This is a genomic window from Candidatus Symbiopectobacterium sp. NZEC151, from assembly GCF_025962655.1.
In the GTDB taxonomy this organism is placed as follows: Bacteria; Pseudomonadota; Gammaproteobacteria; order Enterobacterales; family Enterobacteriaceae; genus Symbiopectobacterium.
The window spans coordinates 15,582-33,096 of sequence record NZ_JAGFPE010000006.1 but is presented as its reverse complement, the minus strand read 5'-3'; the positions used below and the strand labels follow the sequence as shown (position 1 = coordinate 33,096).

General features: G+C 56.1%; 15 protein-coding genes. 5 read left to right on the top strand and 10 right to left on the bottom strand.

The genetic code is table 11. The features are described 5' to 3' along the window. Positions 1-36: 36 nt before the first annotated feature. Together glpK and J5067_RS17310 are read right to left on the bottom strand one after the other, a co-directional pair. Entirely contained in the window at positions 37-1,545 is a 1,509-nt protein-coding gene (gene glpK, locus J5067_RS17315; RefSeq protein WP_264645119.1) for a glycerol kinase GlpK, read from the bottom strand. A gap of 52 nt (positions 1,546-1,597) precedes the next feature. Then, positions 1,598-2,437 carry an MIP/aquaporin family protein gene (locus J5067_RS17310; protein ID WP_264645118.1) on the bottom strand — a complete coding sequence of 280 codons (840 nt, stop codon included), beginning with the start codon at positions 2,435-2,437 and terminating at the stop codon, positions 1,598-1,600. Positions 2,438-2,966: 529 nt separating this feature from the next. Here J5067_RS17310 and zapB point away from each other — a divergent pair. Next, complete coding sequence (gene zapB, locus J5067_RS17305; protein WP_264645117.1) at positions 2,967-3,206, top strand: septal ring assembly protein ZapB; 240 nt, start codon at positions 2,967-2,969, stop codon at positions 3,204-3,206. Positions 3,207-3,378: 172 nt separating this feature from the next. Here the strand turns inward: zapB and rraA are convergent, their stop codons facing one another. From rraA to priA, 7 genes are all read right to left on the bottom strand, one after another. Then, on the bottom strand, positions 3,379-3,864 hold the full coding sequence (gene rraA, locus J5067_RS17300; RefSeq protein ID WP_264645116.1) for a ribonuclease E activity regulator RraA: 486 nt from the start codon (positions 3,862-3,864) through the stop codon (positions 3,379-3,381). A 107-nt stretch (positions 3,865-3,971) separates the two neighbouring features. Beyond that, the gene (locus tag J5067_RS17295; RefSeq protein WP_264645115.1) at positions 3,972-4,889 is read right to left on the bottom strand and encodes a 1,4-dihydroxy-2-naphthoate polyprenyltransferase; all 918 of its coding nucleotides are present in this window, start codon (positions 4,887-4,889) and stop codon (positions 3,972-3,974) included. Positions 4,890-5,047: 158 nt separating this feature from the next. Next, the gene (hslU, locus tag J5067_RS17290; protein ID WP_264645114.1) at positions 5,048-6,379 is read right to left on the bottom strand and encodes an HslU--HslV peptidase ATPase subunit; all 1,332 of its coding nucleotides are present in this window, start codon (positions 6,377-6,379) and stop codon (positions 5,048-5,050) included. Positions 6,380-6,390: 11 nt separating this feature from the next. Continuing rightward, complete coding sequence (gene hslV / locus J5067_RS17285; RefSeq protein WP_264645113.1) at positions 6,391-6,921, bottom strand: ATP-dependent protease subunit HslV; 531 nt, start codon at positions 6,919-6,921, stop codon at positions 6,391-6,393. A gap of 87 nt (positions 6,922-7,008) precedes the next feature. Then, positions 7,009-7,872, bottom strand: a complete 864-nt coding sequence (gene ftsN, locus J5067_RS17280) for a cell division protein FtsN (RefSeq protein WP_264651638.1) — start codon at positions 7,870-7,872, stop codon at positions 7,009-7,011. Between the two features lie 80 nt (positions 7,873-7,952). Next, positions 7,953-8,996: a DNA-binding transcriptional regulator CytR gene (gene cytR / locus J5067_RS17275; protein ID WP_264645111.1), complete on the bottom strand. Its 1,044-nt coding sequence runs from the start codon at positions 8,994-8,996 to the stop codon at positions 7,953-7,955. Positions 8,997-9,225: 229 nt separating this feature from the next. After that, complete coding sequence (gene priA, locus J5067_RS17270) at positions 9,226-11,421, bottom strand: primosomal protein N' (RefSeq protein WP_264645110.1); 2,196 nt, start codon at positions 11,419-11,421, stop codon at positions 9,226-9,228. 341 nt (positions 11,422-11,762) lie between these two features. Between priA and rpmE the strand changes: the two genes are divergently transcribed. Continuing rightward, positions 11,763-11,978 carry a 50S ribosomal protein L31 gene (gene rpmE, locus J5067_RS17265; protein WP_195313079.1) on the top strand — a complete coding sequence of 72 codons (216 nt, stop codon included), beginning with the start codon at positions 11,763-11,765 and terminating at the stop codon, positions 11,976-11,978. 67 nt (positions 11,979-12,045) lie between these two features. Here rpmE and metJ read toward each other — a convergent pair whose 3' ends face one another. Continuing rightward, positions 12,046-12,363: a met regulon transcriptional regulator MetJ gene (gene metJ, locus J5067_RS17260; RefSeq protein WP_196907435.1), complete on the bottom strand. Its 318-nt coding sequence runs from the start codon at positions 12,361-12,363 to the stop codon at positions 12,046-12,048. Between the two features lie 186 nt (positions 12,364-12,549). Between metJ and metB the strand changes: the two genes are divergently transcribed. From metB to J5067_RS17245, 3 genes are all read left to right on the top strand, one after another. Further along, entirely contained in the window at positions 12,550-13,716 is a 1,167-nt protein-coding gene (gene metB / locus J5067_RS17255; protein ID WP_264651637.1) for a cystathionine gamma-synthase, read from the top strand. After that, positions 13,713-16,148, top strand: coding sequence for a bifunctional aspartate kinase/homoserine dehydrogenase II (locus J5067_RS17250; RefSeq protein ID WP_264645108.1), 2,436 nt, complete (start codon positions 13,713-13,715; stop codon positions 16,146-16,148). The genes metB and J5067_RS17250 overlap by 4 nt, the downstream gene beginning before the upstream one ends. A gap of 143 nt (positions 16,149-16,291) precedes the next feature. Beyond that, the gene (locus J5067_RS17245; protein WP_264645107.1) at positions 16,292-17,491 is read left to right on the top strand and encodes an ABC transporter ATP-binding protein; all 1,200 of its coding nucleotides are present in this window, start codon (positions 16,292-16,294) and stop codon (positions 17,489-17,491) included. The last annotated feature ends 24 nt before the right edge of the window (positions 17,492-17,515 follow it).

Here is a 17,515-nt window from a genome sequence, read left to right as displayed (position 1 = left end):
GCTATTGCTGCGCCCTTTTTGTTTTCCCTGCGGGAATTATTCGTGATCTTCCCACGCTTGAGCACGTGCCACGGCTTTCTTCCAGCCGCTGTAACGGTAGTTACGCTCTACGGTTTCAATGCTGGGACGGAACTCACGTTCAATCGTTGCCTTGCTCTTCACTTCATCCAAATCGTTCCAGAAGCCGGTAGCCAGACCTGCCAGGAACGCTGCACCCAGTGCGGTGGATTCGCGCACTTCAGGGCGTTCTACGCGGGTGCCGAGGATATCGGACTGGAACTGCATCAGGAAGTTGTTGGCAACCGCACCGCCGTCAACGCGCAGTGATTGCAGACGTGTGCCTGAATCTGCCTGCATGGCATCCAACACGTCACGTGTTTGATAAGCAATGGATTCCAGCGTAGCGCGGATGATGTGGTTGGAGTTCACGCCGCGCGTCAGGCCGAAGATGGCACCACGGGCATACGGGTCCCAATAGGGTGCGCCCAGTCCGGTAAAGGCAGGGACAACGTAGACGCCGTTGGAATCTTTCACCTTGGTGGCGAAATATTCGGAGTCCATGGATTCACCGATCAGTTTCAGTTCATCACGCAGCCATTGAATAGAGGCACCGCCCACGAACACGGAACCTTCCAGCGCGTAGTTTACTTCGCCACGCGGGCCGCAGGCGATAGTGGTCAGCAAGCCATGCTGGGATTGCACCGGCTCTTTGCCGGTGTTCATCAGCAGGAAGCAGCCTGTACCGTAGGTGTTTTTCGCCATGCCCGGCTGAACGCAAAGCTGGCCGTAAAGGGCTGCTTGCTGGTCACCGGCGATACCGGCGATCGGAATACGCGTGCCGCCTTTGCCGCCAATGTTGGTTTGGCCATAGACTTCGGAAGAAGGACGCACTTGCGGCAGCATATTGCGTGGAATATCCAGCGCTTCCAGCATGCGATCGTCCCAATCCAAGGTCTTGATGTTGAACAGCATGGTACGTGAGGCGTTGGTGTAATCGGTCACGTGTACGCGACCCTGGGTCATTTTCCAAATCAGCCAGGTATCAATGGTACCGAACAGCAGTTCGCCACGTTTGGCGCGCTCGCGCGCACCTTCTACGTTGTCCAGAATCCACTTCACCTTGGTGCCGGAGAAGTAAGGGTCAACCACCAGGCCGGTGTTGGTGCGGATGTAATCTTCCAGACCTTGTTTTTTCAGAGTTTCGCAAATATCAGCGGTGCGACGGCACTGCCATACGATAGCGTTGTAAACCGGTTTGCCTGTCTCTTTTTCCCACACCACCGTGGTTTCACGTTGGTTGGTGATACCGATACCGGCTACTTCATCAGAGCTGATATCTGCTTTAGCCAGCACTTCAACCAGCGTGGCGCTTTGCGTTGCCCAGATTTCCATCGGGTCGTGTTCAACCCAGCCCGCTTTGGGGTAAATCTGGGTGAATTCGCGCTGGGAGATGGCGATGATGTTGGCATCATGATCGAGTATGACGGCGCGGGAGCTGGTAGTACCCTGATCCAGCGCGACAATGTATTTTTTTTCCGGTGTCATAGGTTCTAATCCTGTTGTGTAGCGGGTAAAAAAGCGTATGCCGTGGCGTCGCTTAGCGTGCTTCAGTACGCTGCGTTTCTTTGTCTTCTACTTCGCAGACATCGCAAGGCAAATTACGGCCAATCAAGGCGCGGTAGCCGAAGGCACCCAAACATGCCCCAACGATCGGCCCGAAAATCGGCACGAGGAAATACGGAATATCACGCGCGCCGGTGAAGGCCACTTGTCCCCAGCCAGCCAGATAGGCAAACAGCTTCGGACCGAAGTCACGTGCAGGGTTTAGTGCAAACCCGGTCAACGGACCCATGGAGGCACCGATGACTGCGATCAGGATACCGATCAGCAGCGGTGCTAACGGACCGCGCGGTACGCCGTTGCCATCGTCGGTCAGCGCCAGAATCAAACACATCAGTACGGCGGTGATAACCATTTCAACGATAAAGGCCTGGAAGACTGAAATCTGCGGGTGTGGATACGTCGAGAACGTGCCCGCCAGATTTAAACTTTCCACACTACCGCGCACGATGTTGTGAGTCTGTTCAAAATCTGCGAACAAATTGTGATAAAGACCGTAAACCAGGGCCGCGGCGCAGAAGGCTCCCGCCACTTGCGCAATGATGTACGGAACTACCTTGCGTGCGTCGAAGCAGGCAAACAGCCACAGGGCGATGGTGACTGCCGGGTTAAGGTGGGCCCCGGAAATGGCAGCAGTCAGGTAGACCGCCATGGCGACGCCCAAACCCCAGACGGCGCTGATTTCCCACTGACCAAAGCTGGCACCGGCAAGTTTTAATGCTGCCACGCAACCCACTCCAAAGAAAATTAGCAGACCGGTGCCGAGAAACTCGGCGATACATTGGCCTTTTAAGGTTGGCACTCTTGATTGACTCATAATGGTTTCCTGTTTACGGGGCTACAGAGTAATGTTCAGGCCGCTGACATAGAGCGACCCTGTATAAATGTGTGGACGATGTGAATTTATCGTTAATGTTCGAAAACGAGAAATATCGAAATCAAAATGTGTGTTGTTCGTCATAAAAATGAGCGTATTCGCCTATCAAAGCACTGCTGTACGGTTACTTACGCCCGTTTCATGTTAATGGCAGCGTTAACGTTGTTAACATGAGGGCGGGTGGGGCAGAAGAGTAGCGCGCGAATTATTATGCAAGCAAGCAAGGAATTTCAGTTTGCGCTGATTGTTGCGGTTAAAAAATCGATCAAGACTCCCACCAGAGTGGATGTCTGCTAGACAGCGCCCTGACGGCCCCATACAATTTACTGATACACTGAACGAAAGAGACGTGCTGGTGGAGTGCCATCCTTAACGCAAGCGTGATAGCGAGCGTCCGTTAAGCAGGATTGGCATGGGAAGGGGAGATAGTACGCCTCATTGGTGCCTTGCGATTAAAAGGGGTTGAAGAATGTCATTTGAAGTGTTTGAAAAACTGGAAGCCAAAGTTCAGCAGGCGATTGATACCATTACATTATTGCAGATGGAAATCGAAGAGCTGAAAGAAAAGAACGGTCAGCTGAGCCAGGAAGTACAACAGGCCGCTGCATCCCGTGAAACGCTGGTGCGTGAAAACGAACACTTGAAAGAAGAACAGGTCGTCTGGCAGGAACGCCTGCGCGCGCTGCTGGGCAAGATGGAAGAAGTCTAAGCGAGTATAACAGTCTGTTATTAGGCGGAGTGCGGCGATGGGGTCGTAGCGGCGTGAGCCGCCGGAGTGCCCCTCGTCGTGATTCGCCGGGAAACACGGACATGCATAAGCACGTTTGTCTGCAATCTCAAGGGCGCATTGCGCCCTTTTTTATCAATACGTTATTGCCGAACTATTCGATATCCAGCGGATCTTCCGACAGGATAATGCCGGTGTTGTCGGCATACAGATGATCGCCGGAGAAGAAGGTCACACCGCCGAAATTGACGCGAATATCGCTTTCGCCAACCCCTTCGCTGGCGGCACCCACTGGAATGGCAGCCATGGCCTGAATGCCGATATCCAACTCTTCCAGGTCGTCCACCTGGCGCACCGCACCGTAGACGACGATGCCTTCCCAGGCGCTCTGTGTCGCCAGACGGGCCAGTTCGGCATCAATTAACGCACGACGCACAGAACCGCCACCATCCACCAGAAGTACACGGCCTACGCCGCTTTCTTCCAGCACGTCGTAGAGGATGCCGTTATCCTCAAAGCATTTCACCGTGGTGATTTTGCCACCAAAGGAAGTGCGTCCTCCAAAGTTGGAAAACAGAGGTTCAACAACGTTCACCTCTTCGTGATAGATATCGCACAGCTCGGAAGTATCGTATTTCATCGGATTTACGTCAGTTTGCCGCCGGGATCCTGAGTATATCCCTTAAAGGCAAGTGTTGGCAAAATCATCAAATGTTAACTTGATGCGTATCAGTAAATACTCGCCGCTTAGCTGAGCATCACACCCACAGCAAACAGCAAATTGGTCAGCAGCGCGCCCTTGACGGTTTTTTCCAGCATGGGACGCATACTGAACGGACTGATTTCCCGGCGGACATAGGCAGCCTGCTTGAGCAGCAGCGGCAGGGTCAGGATAAACAGCCAGCCAGCCAGCGTGTGCAGATAAAACATCGCGAACAGGGCCAGGCACAGCGGCGCGGTCAGCAACAGCAGGGAATGGTAGCAACGGGCACGCTGCGCGCCGAGGCGAACGGCCAGCGTGTTTTTACCGCTGAGCCGATCGTTGTCGATATCGCGCAAATTGTTGATGTTGAGCACCGCGGTGGCGAGCAGGCCACAGGCAGTGGCGGGCAGCATAACAATGCTGTCAAAATGGCCGGTTTGCAGGTAATAGGAGCCTGCGACGCTGAGCCAGCCAAAGAAAATCATGACGGATATGTCCCCCAACCCCATATAACCGTAGGGTTTGTTACCCACGGTATAGGTAATGGCGGCGATCATCGCCAGCACCCCGAGTATCAGAAAACCGACGATATCCGACGGCTTCTCGCACGCCATGATGACCAGCGAAAGCCCGGACACGATGGTCAGCACCACGGTGACGATCAGCGCCATGCGCAACTGCGACAGCGAGATCACGCCGGTTTGGATGCCGCGCAACGGCCCAATACGGGTTTCGGTATCGCTGCCTTTTACCGCATCACCGTAATCGTTCGCCAGATTGGAGAGGATTTGCAGCAATCCGGCAGTCACTAGCGCCAGCAGAGCGATACCCGGTTTAAAATTGTTGTGCCAACTGGCGATGGCGGAGCCTGTGACAATGGACGCAAACGCTAAGGGAAGCGTTTTCGGACGCAAGCTGTCCAGCCAGGCTTTGGTTTTGCTGCTTTTGGTTGATAAGGTCATGATACGTATCGTTTTTTCAATGCAATGTCTGTCGCATGCATGTGTTGATGAAAAGTCCAGTCCATGAGCGCTGGCCAGAAACGCAAATGGGAGGCGTCAGCCTCCCATCATTTGCCAAACAGAACGTTTGCGCAACAGGACAATCCGAGTTACAGGGATTATAAGATAAAACGACTCAGATCTTCATCTGCTACGAGCTCGTCAAGATGACTACGCACGTATTCTGCGTCCACGGTAACAGTTTGGCCGCCCATTTCGCTGGCATCGTAAGAGATCTCTTCGATCAAACGTTCCAAAACGGTATGCAGACGACGTGCGCCGATGTTCTCGGTACGCTCGTTGACCTGCCAGGCCGCTTCGGCAATGCGACGAATGCCATCCGTGGTGAAGATGATATCCACGCCTTCCGTCGCCAGCAATGCTTTGTACTGTTCCGTCAGTGATGCGCTGGGCTCCGTCAGGATGCGTTCGAAGTCTTCCGTGGTCAGCGCTTGCAGCTCAACGCGGATAGGTAAACGCCCTTGCAGCTCGGGAATCAGATCCGACGGGCTGGAGACCTGGAACGCGCCTGAGGCGATAAACAGGATGTGATCGGTTTTCACCATGCCGTGTTTGGTGGAGACTGTACAGCCTTCCACCAGCGGCAGCAGATCGCGCTGTACCCCTTCACGCGAGACGTCCGGGCCGGAGGTTTCCCCGCGTTTACAGATTTTATCGATCTCATCGATAAACACGATACCGTGTTGCTCTACGGACTCGATAGCCTGCTGTTTCAGCTCTTCCGGGTTCACCAGCTTGGCGGCTTCTTCTTCAATCAGCAGCTTGAAGGCGTCTTTGATTTTCATCTTGTGCGCTTTCTGCTTCTGACCCGCCAGATTCTGGAACATGGACTGCAACTGATTGGTCATCTCTTCCATGCCGGGAGGGGCCATGATTTCAACGCCCATCGGGGTGGCTGCCAGATTGATTTCAATTTCTTTATCGTCTAGCTGTCCTTCACGCAGTTTTTTGCGGAAAGCCTGACGCGCAGCGGAAGGTTCTTGCGGCTCTTCCGGCTGGCCCCAGTTATTTTTTGCCGGGGGAATCAAGGCATCCAGAATACGATCTTCGGCCATCTCTTCAGCGCGGAAGCGGTTTTTTTCCAGCGATTGCTGGCGCATCATCTTGATAGCTGCATCCGTCAGATCGCGGATGATGGAGTCTACTTCTTTACCGACATAGCCGACTTCGGTGAATTTAGTCGCTTCCACTTTAATAAACGGGGCGTTAGCCAGTTTGGCCAGACGACGGGCAATCTCGGTTTTACCGACGCCGGTCGGCCCGATCATCAGGATATTCTTGGGTGTCACTTCATGGCGTAACGCGTCGGAAAGCTGCATACGGCGCCAGCGGTTACGCAATGCGATTGCCACCGCACGTTTGGCCTTGTGCTGACCGATGATGTAGCTGTCGAGTTCGCTAACGATTTCGCGCGGGGTCATTTCAGACATAATGTTATTCCTTACGCCTTTGAGGCTAATTCTTCAATCGTGTGGAACTGGTTGGTGTAGATGCAGATATCGCCTGCGATACCCAGCGACTTTTCAACGATCTCGCGTGCGCTAAGCTCGGTGTTCTCCAACAGTGCTCTGGCTGCGGCTTGCGCATAGGGGCCACCAGAACCGATAGCAATCAAATCGTTTTCCGGTTGAATTACATCGCCATTACCGGTGATGATGAGTGATGATTTTTCATCGGCAACGGCCAGCAGTGCTTCCAAACGGCGCAGCATACGATCGGTGCGCCAGTCTTTTGCCAATTCTACGGCGGCCTTGACCAGATGGCCCTGATGCAGTTCCAGCTTGCGTTCAAACAGCTCGAACAGCGTAAACGCATCGGCGGTGCCGCCCGCAAAGCCAGCGATGACGTTGTCGTTATACAGGCGGCGCACTTTACGCACGTTGCCCTTCATAACCGTGTTGCCCAATGTGGCTTGGCCGTCGCCGCCAATCACCACGTGGCCGTTGCGACGTGCACTTACTATAGTTGTCACGTGTCGATCCCCGCTAGATAAGGAAGAAGAACCCCACAGCGATGCGGGGCATATTGATGTTGTAGATGGGGGAAAAGGTGGGGGTTTTCAACCCCCGGCAGCGAGAGGAATACAGTTTGCTGCGCCTGCATCTTTCAAGCGCGATAACATTTTGTCGGCGGTGGCACGATCTTTATACGGCCCTAATGTGATGCGATTCCAGCCGCCACTGCTGGCGATGCGGCTTTCGATACCGGCAAACGCCAACTGCGCGCGCACTGATTCCGCCGGTTCCAGCGTTTTAAACGAACCACACTGCACCATCCAGCGCTGCGCTTTTTCTGGTTTGGGCGCTTCCGGCTGCTTCGCGGTTTCCACCGGTTTTTGCGCTTCCTGCTTAGGCGTGGCGGGCTGTGTCACGGGGGCGGCGACGGGCGCACGCGCACTCACAGGCGGCTGGGTCACCGTCGGCGTAGTCGCCACCGGCGGTACCACCACGGTTTTGGGCGTGGTAACCGTGACCTGAGAGCGGGGCACCGGCGTTTGATCGTTATAAGGCACTTCTGACAACTGTGTCGGCGCACGGCGCATATCCGCCTGCATCTGCTCTAACAGTTGGCGCTGTTCTTGCGTAAGCTGGACCGGTGATTTGATTTCTCCACCGGAATTGGGCGCCGTCGGCTCAGGAACACCCAACTGACGATTCTCCAGTTCTTTAATATAACGCCAGCGCTCTTCCGGCTTCGGCGGCAGGCCATTGCCGTTGTTAGTGGCGCTGCGCGGTAACACCGGCGACTCGGCAGGCTTGTTGTTGGCGATAAAATAGAGCCCGCCAGCAAAGGTTACCAGCACGGCAACAGCCAGCATTATCATGAACTTAGAGACGCCCGACGAAGAGCCTCCTCTTCGACTGGTTGTCTTTTTTCGTCGTGCGCCTGAGCGCCCACGGCTGACGTAATCTCGTTGTGCCACTGTCGTTTCGCTACAAATGAAATGAAAGATTTAGGGAGCATGTTACTGAACCCTAAAAACTTTGACCAGCACCGGAATTCTTAAACCCGATAACGAGCGTAATTTGGCGTGGCCGTGCTGTCACGAATAACCAGTTTGCTGTTGAGTAACCGTGAACCGCTGGGCACCGAATGGCCCTGCAATTGTTCCAATAACAGATGCATGGATTCACACCCCAGTTCATAGCGGGGTTGCGCGACGGTGGTGAGCGCTGGGAAACAGTATTGTGCCTGCTCGATATCATCAAAACCCACCAGCGACAGGTCTTTCGGAACATCCAGCTTCATTTTTTTCGCTTGAGAGAGCACGCCCATCGCCATCATGTCGCTGTGGCAAAATATGGCGCTGGGCGGTGCCGGGTGCTTCATCAGCATCATTAGCCCATTGATGCCGGTTTCATAACTGAAGCTGCCGCGATAGATATACTGATTATCCACTTGAATGCCGCTGCGGCGCAGCGCCTGAATATACCCTTGCAAACGGTATTCGCTCAGATGCATGTTTTCAGGACCCGCGATACAGGCAATACGGCGATGCCCGAGCCGGTGCAGATAGTAAACGGCATCAAAGGCGGCGGTGAGATTATCGATGTGCACCGTCGGCAATTCCAGGTCGGGTGAGAACTCGTTGACCATCACCATCGGCGGCAGGTTGCGCCGTTCCTCTTTGCTGGCGCTAAACGGCAGATTGGCTCCGAGCAGCAACATGCCATCAATCTGCTTGGTGATAATCAAATCCACGAAGGATTTTTCTTTGTGATGCTGGTGGGCGCAATCGCCAATCAGTACCAGATAGCCTTGTTTTGCGGCGGTTTCTTCGATACCGCGCAGCACATCGGTGAAAAAAGGATCGCAAATATCCGGCACGATAGCGAGCAGCGTGCGTGACTCGCTGCGTTTTACATGACGGGCAAGCGCATGCGGCGCGTAACCGACAGTGAGCACGGCTTGTTCAACCCGCTTACGCGTTTGGCTGGAAACCTTCTCCGGGTTCATCAACGTTCGGGAGACCGTGGCCGTCGACACACCAGCGACCTCTGCCACGTCTTTCATCGTCGCCGGCGTGGTGTCATTTTTATAGTCCAACGCGGTTCTCCTTGCATCGTATGCGATTGGCGAACAAGACGGCGGCACGCACACCGCCCAATTTTTTGCCCGACAGGCTTATACCACCTTTTGTGCTAAGGATACTGTTTCTCTGCATACGCTTAACAGATGGCGCGCAAGTTTTGCTGCTCCGATTGCATAAAAGATGTGACGGATGTCGTTTTTTCGGCACCGTTCGCATTTTTTCGCGGTGTGTTAACGTCGGCGATCAGTTATCGGTGGGGTCGACATCCAACACCCATTTCACTTTTCGCGCCTCGGGCAGGAGCGGGATCAGCGGCAGTGAAGCTTTGACGACACGCTGAAGCGTGGCGCGGGAAGGATGCTGCAACAGCAATTGCCAGCGAAAGCGCCCGGCGCGTTTGGGTTGCAATGCGGGAACCGGGCCGAGCAGCCAGAGCGCATCATCCTTGAGCGGGCTACTTTCCAGCAGGTTGCGCAGCTGCTGGAGGAAAAGCGACGCATGCTGATTATCGTGATCGTCGGCGCGGAACAGAATGTGGCTGGTGTAGGGGGGCAGAAACACGCTCTGGCGCTCTTTCAGCGTCTGGCTGGCGAAGGCGTCGTAACCCTTTTGTAGCAGCAATTGCAGTAACGGATGGTCAGGATGGTGGGTTTGCAGCACCACTTCGCCGCTTTTCCCGGCGCGTCCGGCGCGTCCGGAAACCTGGGTATACAACTGGGCAAAACGTTCTGTGGCGCGAAAATCGGCAGAAAACAGCGAGCTGTCAACATCCAGCAGCGCCACCAGCGTGACATCAGGGAAATGATGCCCTTTTGCCAGCATCTGCGTGCCGATAAGAATGCGTGCGTCACCCTGACGTACCTGCGCCAGTTGCTGTTCGAGCATGCCTTTGCGGCTGGTGGTATCGCGATCGATACGGGTAATCGGTACGTCGGTGAACAGCGACGTCAGCGACTCCTCTAACTGCTCGGTGCCCAAGCCAACTGGCACCAAGTGCGTTGAACCGCAGTGCGGACACTGCTGCGGCACCGGACGCTGGCTGTCACAATGGTGGCAACGGAGCTGACGCTGCTGCTGGTGATAGGTGTAATAGTGCTCGCAGCGCTGGCATTCGGCGATCCAACCGCATTCGTGACACATCACCACCGGCGAAAAACCCCGGCGGTTAAGAAACAGGATGACCTGATTATTGTGTTCAAGATGGTGGCGAATGCGGGTAATCAGCGGCTGTGACAGGCCGCTGGTAAGCGGTAATCCTTTGACATCGAGGATATGTTGGCGCGCAGGTTGTGCATTGCCCGCGCGTTTGCGCAGCGTAAGCTGACGGTATTTACCGTTCTGCACGTTGTAGAGCGTTTCCAACGCCGGCGTGGCGGAGCCCAGCACGATGGGAATATTTTCCTCTCTGGCGCGGAACACCGCCAAATCACGCGCGTGATAACGCCATCCTTCGTGTTGTTTGTACGAGCCGTCGTGCTCTTCATCGATGATGATCATTCCCAGACGGGCAAACGGGGTAAACAGTGCGGAGCGGGTGCCGATGACAATCGCGGATTCTCCACTGCGTGCGCGTAGCCAAACCGCCAGGCGCTCGCTGTCGTTCAGTCCAGAGTGCAGCACATCCACCGGCGCGATGAAGCGTGCGCGGAAACGGGCAATGGTTTGTGGCGTCAGGCCGATCTCGGGCACCAGCACCAGCGCCTGCTTGCCTTGTGATAGCACGTTTTCCAGCGCGCTCAGGTACACCTCGGTTTTGCCAGAGCCGGTAATCCCCGCCAGCAGCCAGGTGGTAAAATGGCTGTCTTCGCTGCGAATGGCACCCACGGCGGTCGCCTGCTCGGTATTGAGGCGCAGCCGCTCATCATGGGTGATGGGCTGGTCACGCCAGTCCCGCACCTCTGCCTCGATGGCTTTGAGATCGCACAACCCTTTGGCGCGCAGCGCCTGCAATGCGGTTTCCGTCAGGCCGGATTCAGTCACCTGATGGCGGTACAACGCACCCTGTATCAGGGCCGCCAGTGCCTGCTGCTGTTTGCGGGCCCGCGCCAGCGTGGCGAGCGGCGTGGCCTTGCCTTGTTCGGTGGCGAACCACTGCCAGAGCGGGGCGCGATGGGCCGGTTTGCCCTGTCGCAGCAAAATCGGTAAGGCGTGGAACAGCACTTCACCTATCGGATAGTGATAGTAGCCCACGGCCCAGAGCAGAATGCGCCACAGGCTGTCAGGGAAAAGCGGCTGCGCATCGAGTACGTCGTGAATGGATTTGAGCTGTTCTACCGGAAGTTCGCTGCGATCGCTGCATGCCACGACAATACCAATTGCCTTGCGGTTGCCAAAAGGCACGCTGACGCGCACGCCCGGCGACGGCGACATGCCTGCGGGCAGCAGGTAATCGAATGTGCGTGCCAGTGGCACGGGCAATGCGACCTGAACGATGGACATGCTTTCTCCGGCTGATAACTCTGGCGCTATGCTGTTTTCCCTGCACAGCGCAGTCCGGCGGCACGATGGGTTACCGCGCTGCGGACGTCATGGGGGCTTGCGCCGCCAGTGTACAGGTTGCAGACTAAAATGTGTTACCTGATTGCATCGGCTGGCTAATTTCTGTATGATTCGCCGCCTTTATACGACTTTGCTATGCGTGGTGTAATGACCGGCGCGATGGCGAAGCGTATACTGATCGTAAGTAGTCAATGTACAGTACTGTGCTTACAGTACTTAACTTCGTGTGGTGTCTGGCGAAACAGGGCTGGATAGCGACACGGCCTTAACAGAGGTTTGCCATGAAAAAAGGTATTCACCCGAATTATGTCGCAATTACTGCAACGTGTTCTTGCGGTAACGTTATCAAAACCCATTCTACCGTGGGTCACGATCTGAACCTGGACGTTTGTGGCGAATGCCACCCGTTCTATACCGGTAAACAACGTGTTGTTGACACCGGTGGTCGTGTTGAGCGCTTCAACAAGCGTTTCAGCGTGCCGGGCAGCAAAAAATAAGCGTCCCCGCATAAACAATAAAGGCACCCAAGGGTGCCTTTATTGTTTCTACCGTCCGATCAACCGATCAATATTCCCACGTATCCGGGTCAATTCCCATCTCGCGCATGATCGCCTTGGCCACTTCAGGGATTTCATCGCTGCGCTCTTTACGCAAATCGTGGTCATCCGGTAGCGGCTGACCGGTAAATGCGTGCAGAAACGCTTCGCACAACAATTCACTGTTGGTTGCATGGCGCAGGTTATTGACCTGACGTCGGGTGCGCTCATCAGTCAGGATTTTCAGCACTTTAAGCGGAATCGAGACCGTGATCTTTTTAACTTGCTCGCTCTTTTTACCGTGTTCAGCGTAAGGGCTGACATACTCGCCGTTCCACTCAGCCATGGGATACCTTAAAAATATAGTCGTCGGGAAGATAAAACCGTCATGATATGAGGGTAATTCTAACGGGATTTCCGTCAATGCTCAATCTATACGCAAAGAAGTTTAGAAGTCTAGATGTATTGACGTCCGTTGAGCTTGGGATTACTCTTGAGAGCCTATACCCTGCCGCCAGTTAGGAAAATGACCATGACGCGTAAACAAGCAACGATCGCCGTTCGTAGCGGACTTAATGATGATGAACAATACGGCTGTGTGGTTCCGCCGATTCATCTCTCCAGCACCTACAACTTCACCGGTTTCAACCAGCCCAGAGCCCATGACTACTCGCGTCGCGGTAACCCGACGCGTGATGTGGTGCAGCGTGCGTTGGCGGAACTGGAAGGCGGGGCTGGATCGGTAATGACCAGCAGCGGCATGTCAGCCATTTTGCTGGTGTGCACCGTTTTTCTGCGTCCGGGTGATGTGTTGGTTGCGCCTCATGATTGCTATGGCGGCAGCTACCGTTTGTTTGACAGCCTGAGCAAGCGCGGCGCATTCCGCGTAAAATTTGTCGATCAGGGCGACGCGGCTGCGCTGGCAGCGGCGCTGGAAGAAAAACCCAAACTGGTGCTGGTGGAAAGCCCCAGCAACCCGCTGCTGCGCGTGGTGGATATCGCCGCCATTTGTCAGGCAGCGCGTGAAGCCGGTGCGGTCAGCGTGGTGGATAACACCTTCCTGAGTCCGGCGTTGCAGCGTCCGCTGGCACTGGGAGCGGATTTGGTGGTGCACTCCTGCACCAAGTATCTCAATGGTCACTCCGATGTGGTGGCAGGCACGGTGATTGCCAAAGACCCGGCGCTCGTGACCGAACTGGCCTGGTGGGCGAACAATATCGGTGTGACGGGAGCGGCGTTTGACAGCTATCTGCTGCTGCGCGGGCTGCGCACCCTCGGCCCGCGTATGGCCGCCGCGCAGAAAAATGCGCTGCAACTGATTGATTACCTGAAAACGCAGCCGCTGGTGAAAAAGCTTTATCACCCTTCGCTGCCGAACAACCCCGGCCATGAGATTGCGCGTCGTCAGCAGTCCGGTTTCGGTGCCATGTTGAGTTTTGAACTGGACGGGGATGAAGACACCCTGCGCCGTTTCCTGGGTGAGCTGGAACTGTTTACGCTGGCGGAATCGCTGGGCGGCGTGGAAAGCCTGATTTCTCATGCGGCCACCATGACCCATGCGGGCATGGCGCCGGAAGCGCGTGCAGCAGCGGGTATCTCTGAAACCCTGCTGCGTATTTCGGTCGGCATTGAAGACGGTGACGATCTGGTTGCCGATCTGGATCGGGCATTCCGGGTGGCAACTGAGGGAGCAGCATGAGTGCGTTAGGCGTATCAGCGGCGGTTTCTGGCCGCCAACTGCATAAATTTGGCGGCAGCAGTCTGGCAGATGTGAAGTGTTATCAACGCGTTGCGGGGATCATGGCGGAGTACAGCCGCCCTGGCGATTTGATGGTGGTGTCAGCCGCAGGCGGCACAACGAACCAACTGATTAGCTGGCTCAAACTGAGCCAGAGCGATCGCCTTTCTGCCCATCAGGTGCAGCAGGCGTTGCGTCGTTACCAAAGCGATTTGATTGCCGGTTTGCTGCCTGCGGATGCCGCAGAGCGGCTGACCTCGCTTTTTATCCGCGATCTGGAGCGTCTGGCGGCGCTGCTGGATGGCGGCGTGACCGATGCGGTTTATGCCGAAGTGGTGGGGCACGGTGAAATTTGGTCTGCGCGCCTGATGTCGGCGGTATTGAACTTGAGCAATATCGACGCCAACTGGCTGGACGCTCGCGACTTCTTACGCGCTGAACGCTCCGCACAGCCACAGGTGGACGAAGGGCGCTCCTGGCCGCTGCTGCAACAACTGTTGACGCAGCATCTGGGGCAACGGCTGGTGGTGACCGGTTTTATCAGCCGCAACGAGGCCGGTGAGACGGTATTGCTGGGGCGCAACGGCAGTGACTATTCGGCAACGCAAATCGGTGCGCTGGCGGGTGTAGAGCGCGTGACCATTTGGAGCGATGTTGCCGGTGTTTACAGCGCCGACCCGCGTAAGGTGAAAGATGCCTGTCTGCTGCCTTTGCTGCGCCTTGATGAGGCCAGCGAACTGGCGCGTCTGGCGGCACCGGTGCTGCATGCGCGCACCTTGCAGCCGGTGTCTGCGAGCGATATCGATCTGCAACTGCGTTGCAGTTACAACCCGGAACAAGGCTCTACGCGCATTGAGCGCGTGTTAGCGTCGGGCACGGGGGCGAAGATTGTCACCAGCCACGATGACGTTTGCCTGATCGACGTGCAGATTCCCACACAGCATGATTTTGCGCGCGTGCACAAAGAGATTGAACAATTCGTCAGCCGTGCGCAAGTGCGTCCGCTGGCGATTGGTGTCCATGCCGATCGCAATCTGGTGCAACTGTGTTACACCTCGGAAGTGGTGGACAGCGCCTGGCAGGCATTGGAAAAGGCGGGGTTGCCAGTGACGTTCACTCTGCGTGAAGGGTTGGCGTTGGTAGCCATGGTCGGGGCCGGTGTGTGTCGTAACCCGTTGCACAGCCACCGTTTTTATCAGCAGTTGAAAGATCAGCCTATCGAGTTTGTCTGGCAGTCCGAAGATGGTATCAGCCTGGTGGCGGTGCTGCGCGTGGGGCCGACCGAGCATTTGATTCGCGGTTTGCACCACTCATTGTTCCGCGCAGAAAAACGGATCGGACTGGTGCTGTTCGGCAAAGGCAATATTGGTTCCCGCTGGCTGGAGCTGTTTGCGCGCGAGCAGGCGCTGATCTCGGCGCGTACCGGCTTTGAGTTTGTGCTGGCGGGCGTGGTAGACAGTACGCGTAGCCTGCTGAACTACGACGGGCTGGAAGCCAGTCGCGTGCTGGCCTTCTTTGATGATGAAGCGCAGGAACGTGATGGTGAAGACCTGTTCCTATGGATGCGTGCTCATCCTTATGACGACCTGGTGGTGTTGGATGTAACCGCCAGCGAAGCGGTATCGGATCTCTATCTTGATTTCGCCAGCTACGGTTTTCATGTGATCAGCGCCAACAAGATTGCGGGCGCCTCCAGCGGCGATCGTTATCGCCAGATTCGCGATGCCTTTGCCAAAACCGGGCGTCACTGGCTGTATAACGCCACCGTGGGTGCAGGGCTGCCGGTGAACTATGCGGTGCACGATCTGCGCGACAGCGGTGACAGTATTCTGGCTATCAGCGGTATCTTCTCCGGCACTTTGTCGTGGCTGTTCCTGCAATTTGATGGCAGCGTCCCGTTCACCGAGCTGGTGGATCAGGCCTGGCAACAGGGGCTGACGGAGCCGGACCCGCGCGTCGATCTTTCCGGGCAGGACGTGATGCGCAAACTGGTTATTTTGGCGCGCGAAGCGGGCTATGACATCGAACCTAATCAGGTACGGGTGGAATCGCTGGTGCCTGCGGGCAGTGAAGCGGGGTCAATCGATCAGTTTTTCGAAAATGGCGATTCGCTGAACGAGCAGATGGTACAGCGTCTGGAAGCGGCACAGGAGATGGGATTGGTGCTGCGTCACGTGGCGCGTTTCGATGTCAGCGGCAAGGCGCGCGTGGGCGTGGAAGCGGTACGACCCGATCATCCACTGGCTTCTCTGCTGCCCTGTGACAACGTGTTCGCTATCGAAAGCCGGTGGTATCGCGACAATCCGCTGGTGATCCGCGGGCCGGGTGCCGGACGCGATGTAACGGCCGGGGCAATTCAGTCGGATCTCAACCGATTGGCGCAACTGCTGTAAGGCCTCTTCTCTTGCTAGCGGTGGTTGTTGACCACCGCTATTCCTCTTCATCCTGTCACTGAAATGTCATGGCGTTAACACGTCGTTGACATCATTACCCCGGACAATCAGCGCCATCGAAAGGTTTGTTTGGGTGCACAGGTGTGCAAAACACAACGTCTTCTTCCGCCGCGCTAACGCCGCACATTACGCTCGCGCATCTGCATGCCGGGTACGGTGCTACGCCTGTTTTAAATGATATTCACCTGGAGATTGCTCAAGGTGAATTTGTCGCGCTGCTCGGTGCCTCTGGCTGTGGCAAGACCACCTTGCTGCGCACTATTGCTGGATTTTCCTCGCCGGATGCCGGTGCGGTTCTGGTCAACGGCCAGGATATTACCCACTTTCCGCCGGAAAAACGCGGCATGGCGCTGGTGTTTCAAAGCTACGCGCTGTGGCCGCATATGACGGTGGCACAGCACATTGCCTACGGCCTCAAATTACGGCGCCTGCCGAGAGCGGAGATCGCGCGCCGCGTGACCCAGCTTGAAAGCATGCTGGGACTGACCGGGTTGGGGGAGCGCAAACCGGCACAGCTCTCCGGCGGCCAGCGCCAGCGCGTAGCCTTGGGGCGAGCATTGGCGATACAGCCAGACATCTTGCTGCTTGATGAGCCGCTCTCCAATCTGGATACCCGCATTCGCTTGCAACTGCGCGACGAGATTCGCGCCTTGCAGCAGCGTCTGGGCCTCACGGCGATTCACGTGACGCACGATCGCGAAGAAGCCATGGTGATGGCGGATCGCATCGTTATTCTGCACCAAGGACGTGTGATGCAGGCGGGCAGTCCACAACAGGTGTATCACCACCCAACCAGTGCCTTTGTCGCGGCGTTTATGGGGGCTGAAAACCAGCTGATGCTGGAGGCCTATTATGACGGCGACAGGTTGACGCTGCGCGGCGATGAGCAGGGCGCGGCGCTGGTGCCACGGCATTCGACGTTGCAACCCGGCATGGTAGAAGCGCGCTTTCGCGCCGAAGCTGCACAGCTCTACGATGCAACACAAGCGCCGCCAGCGGCTCCCGGCATGCTGGTGCGTCAGGGCACGGTGTTGGCACAAAGCTATCCGGGCGGCCATTGGCAGCACACGGTTGTCAGCGGTGTATGGCGGATGCAGGTGCATGCCTCTGCGCCTTATGCCGTTGGTCAGCGCGTTGAGGTACAGATCCCGGCTGAGGCGCTGTTTCTGTTTTCGGCATCTGATGCATCAGCCCCGTTCACTGCAACATCACTGGCTTCTGCTTCCCCTTCTCACGATTCGCTTCCCGGCCTGACTACCCAATCTTGTACTGGAGACCACTGACATGAAACGCATTTTTGCTGTAAC

Bases quoted from the DNA above. Each gene is read 5' to 3' on its own strand.
- glpK (WP_264645119.1), bottom strand. From the start codon at position 1,545: ATGACACCGGAAAAAAAATACATTGTCGCGCTGGATCAGGGTACTACC.
- J5067_RS17310 (WP_264645118.1), bottom strand. From the start codon at position 2,437: ATGAGTCAATCAAGAGTGCCAACCTTAAAAGGCCAATGTATCGCCGAG.
- zapB (WP_264645117.1), top strand. From the start codon at position 2,967: ATGTCATTTGAAGTGTTTGAAAAACTGGAAGCCAAAGTTCAGCAGGCG.
- rraA (WP_264645116.1), bottom strand. From the start codon at position 3,864: ATGAAATACGATACTTCCGAGCTGTGCGATATCTATCACGAAGAGGTG.
- J5067_RS17295 (WP_264645115.1), bottom strand. From the start codon at position 4,889: ATGACCTTATCAACCAAAAGCAGCAAAACCAAAGCCTGGCTGGACAGC.
- hslU (WP_264645114.1), bottom strand. From the start codon at position 6,379: ATGTCTGAAATGACCCCGCGCGAAATCGTTAGCGAACTCGACAGCTAC.
- priA (WP_264645110.1), bottom strand. From the start codon at position 11,421: ATGTCCATCGTTCAGGTCGCATTGCCCGTGCCACTGGCACGCACATTC.
- rpmE (WP_195313079.1), top strand. From the start codon at position 11,763: ATGAAAAAAGGTATTCACCCGAATTATGTCGCAATTACTGCAACGTGT.
- metJ (WP_196907435.1), bottom strand. From the start codon at position 12,363: ATGGCTGAGTGGAACGGCGAGTATGTCAGCCCTTACGCTGAACACGGT.
- metB (WP_264651637.1), top strand. From the start codon at position 12,550: ATGACGCGTAAACAAGCAACGATCGCCGTTCGTAGCGGACTTAATGAT.
- J5067_RS17250 (WP_264645108.1), top strand. From the start codon at position 13,713: ATGAGTGCGTTAGGCGTATCAGCGGCGGTTTCTGGCCGCCAACTGCAT.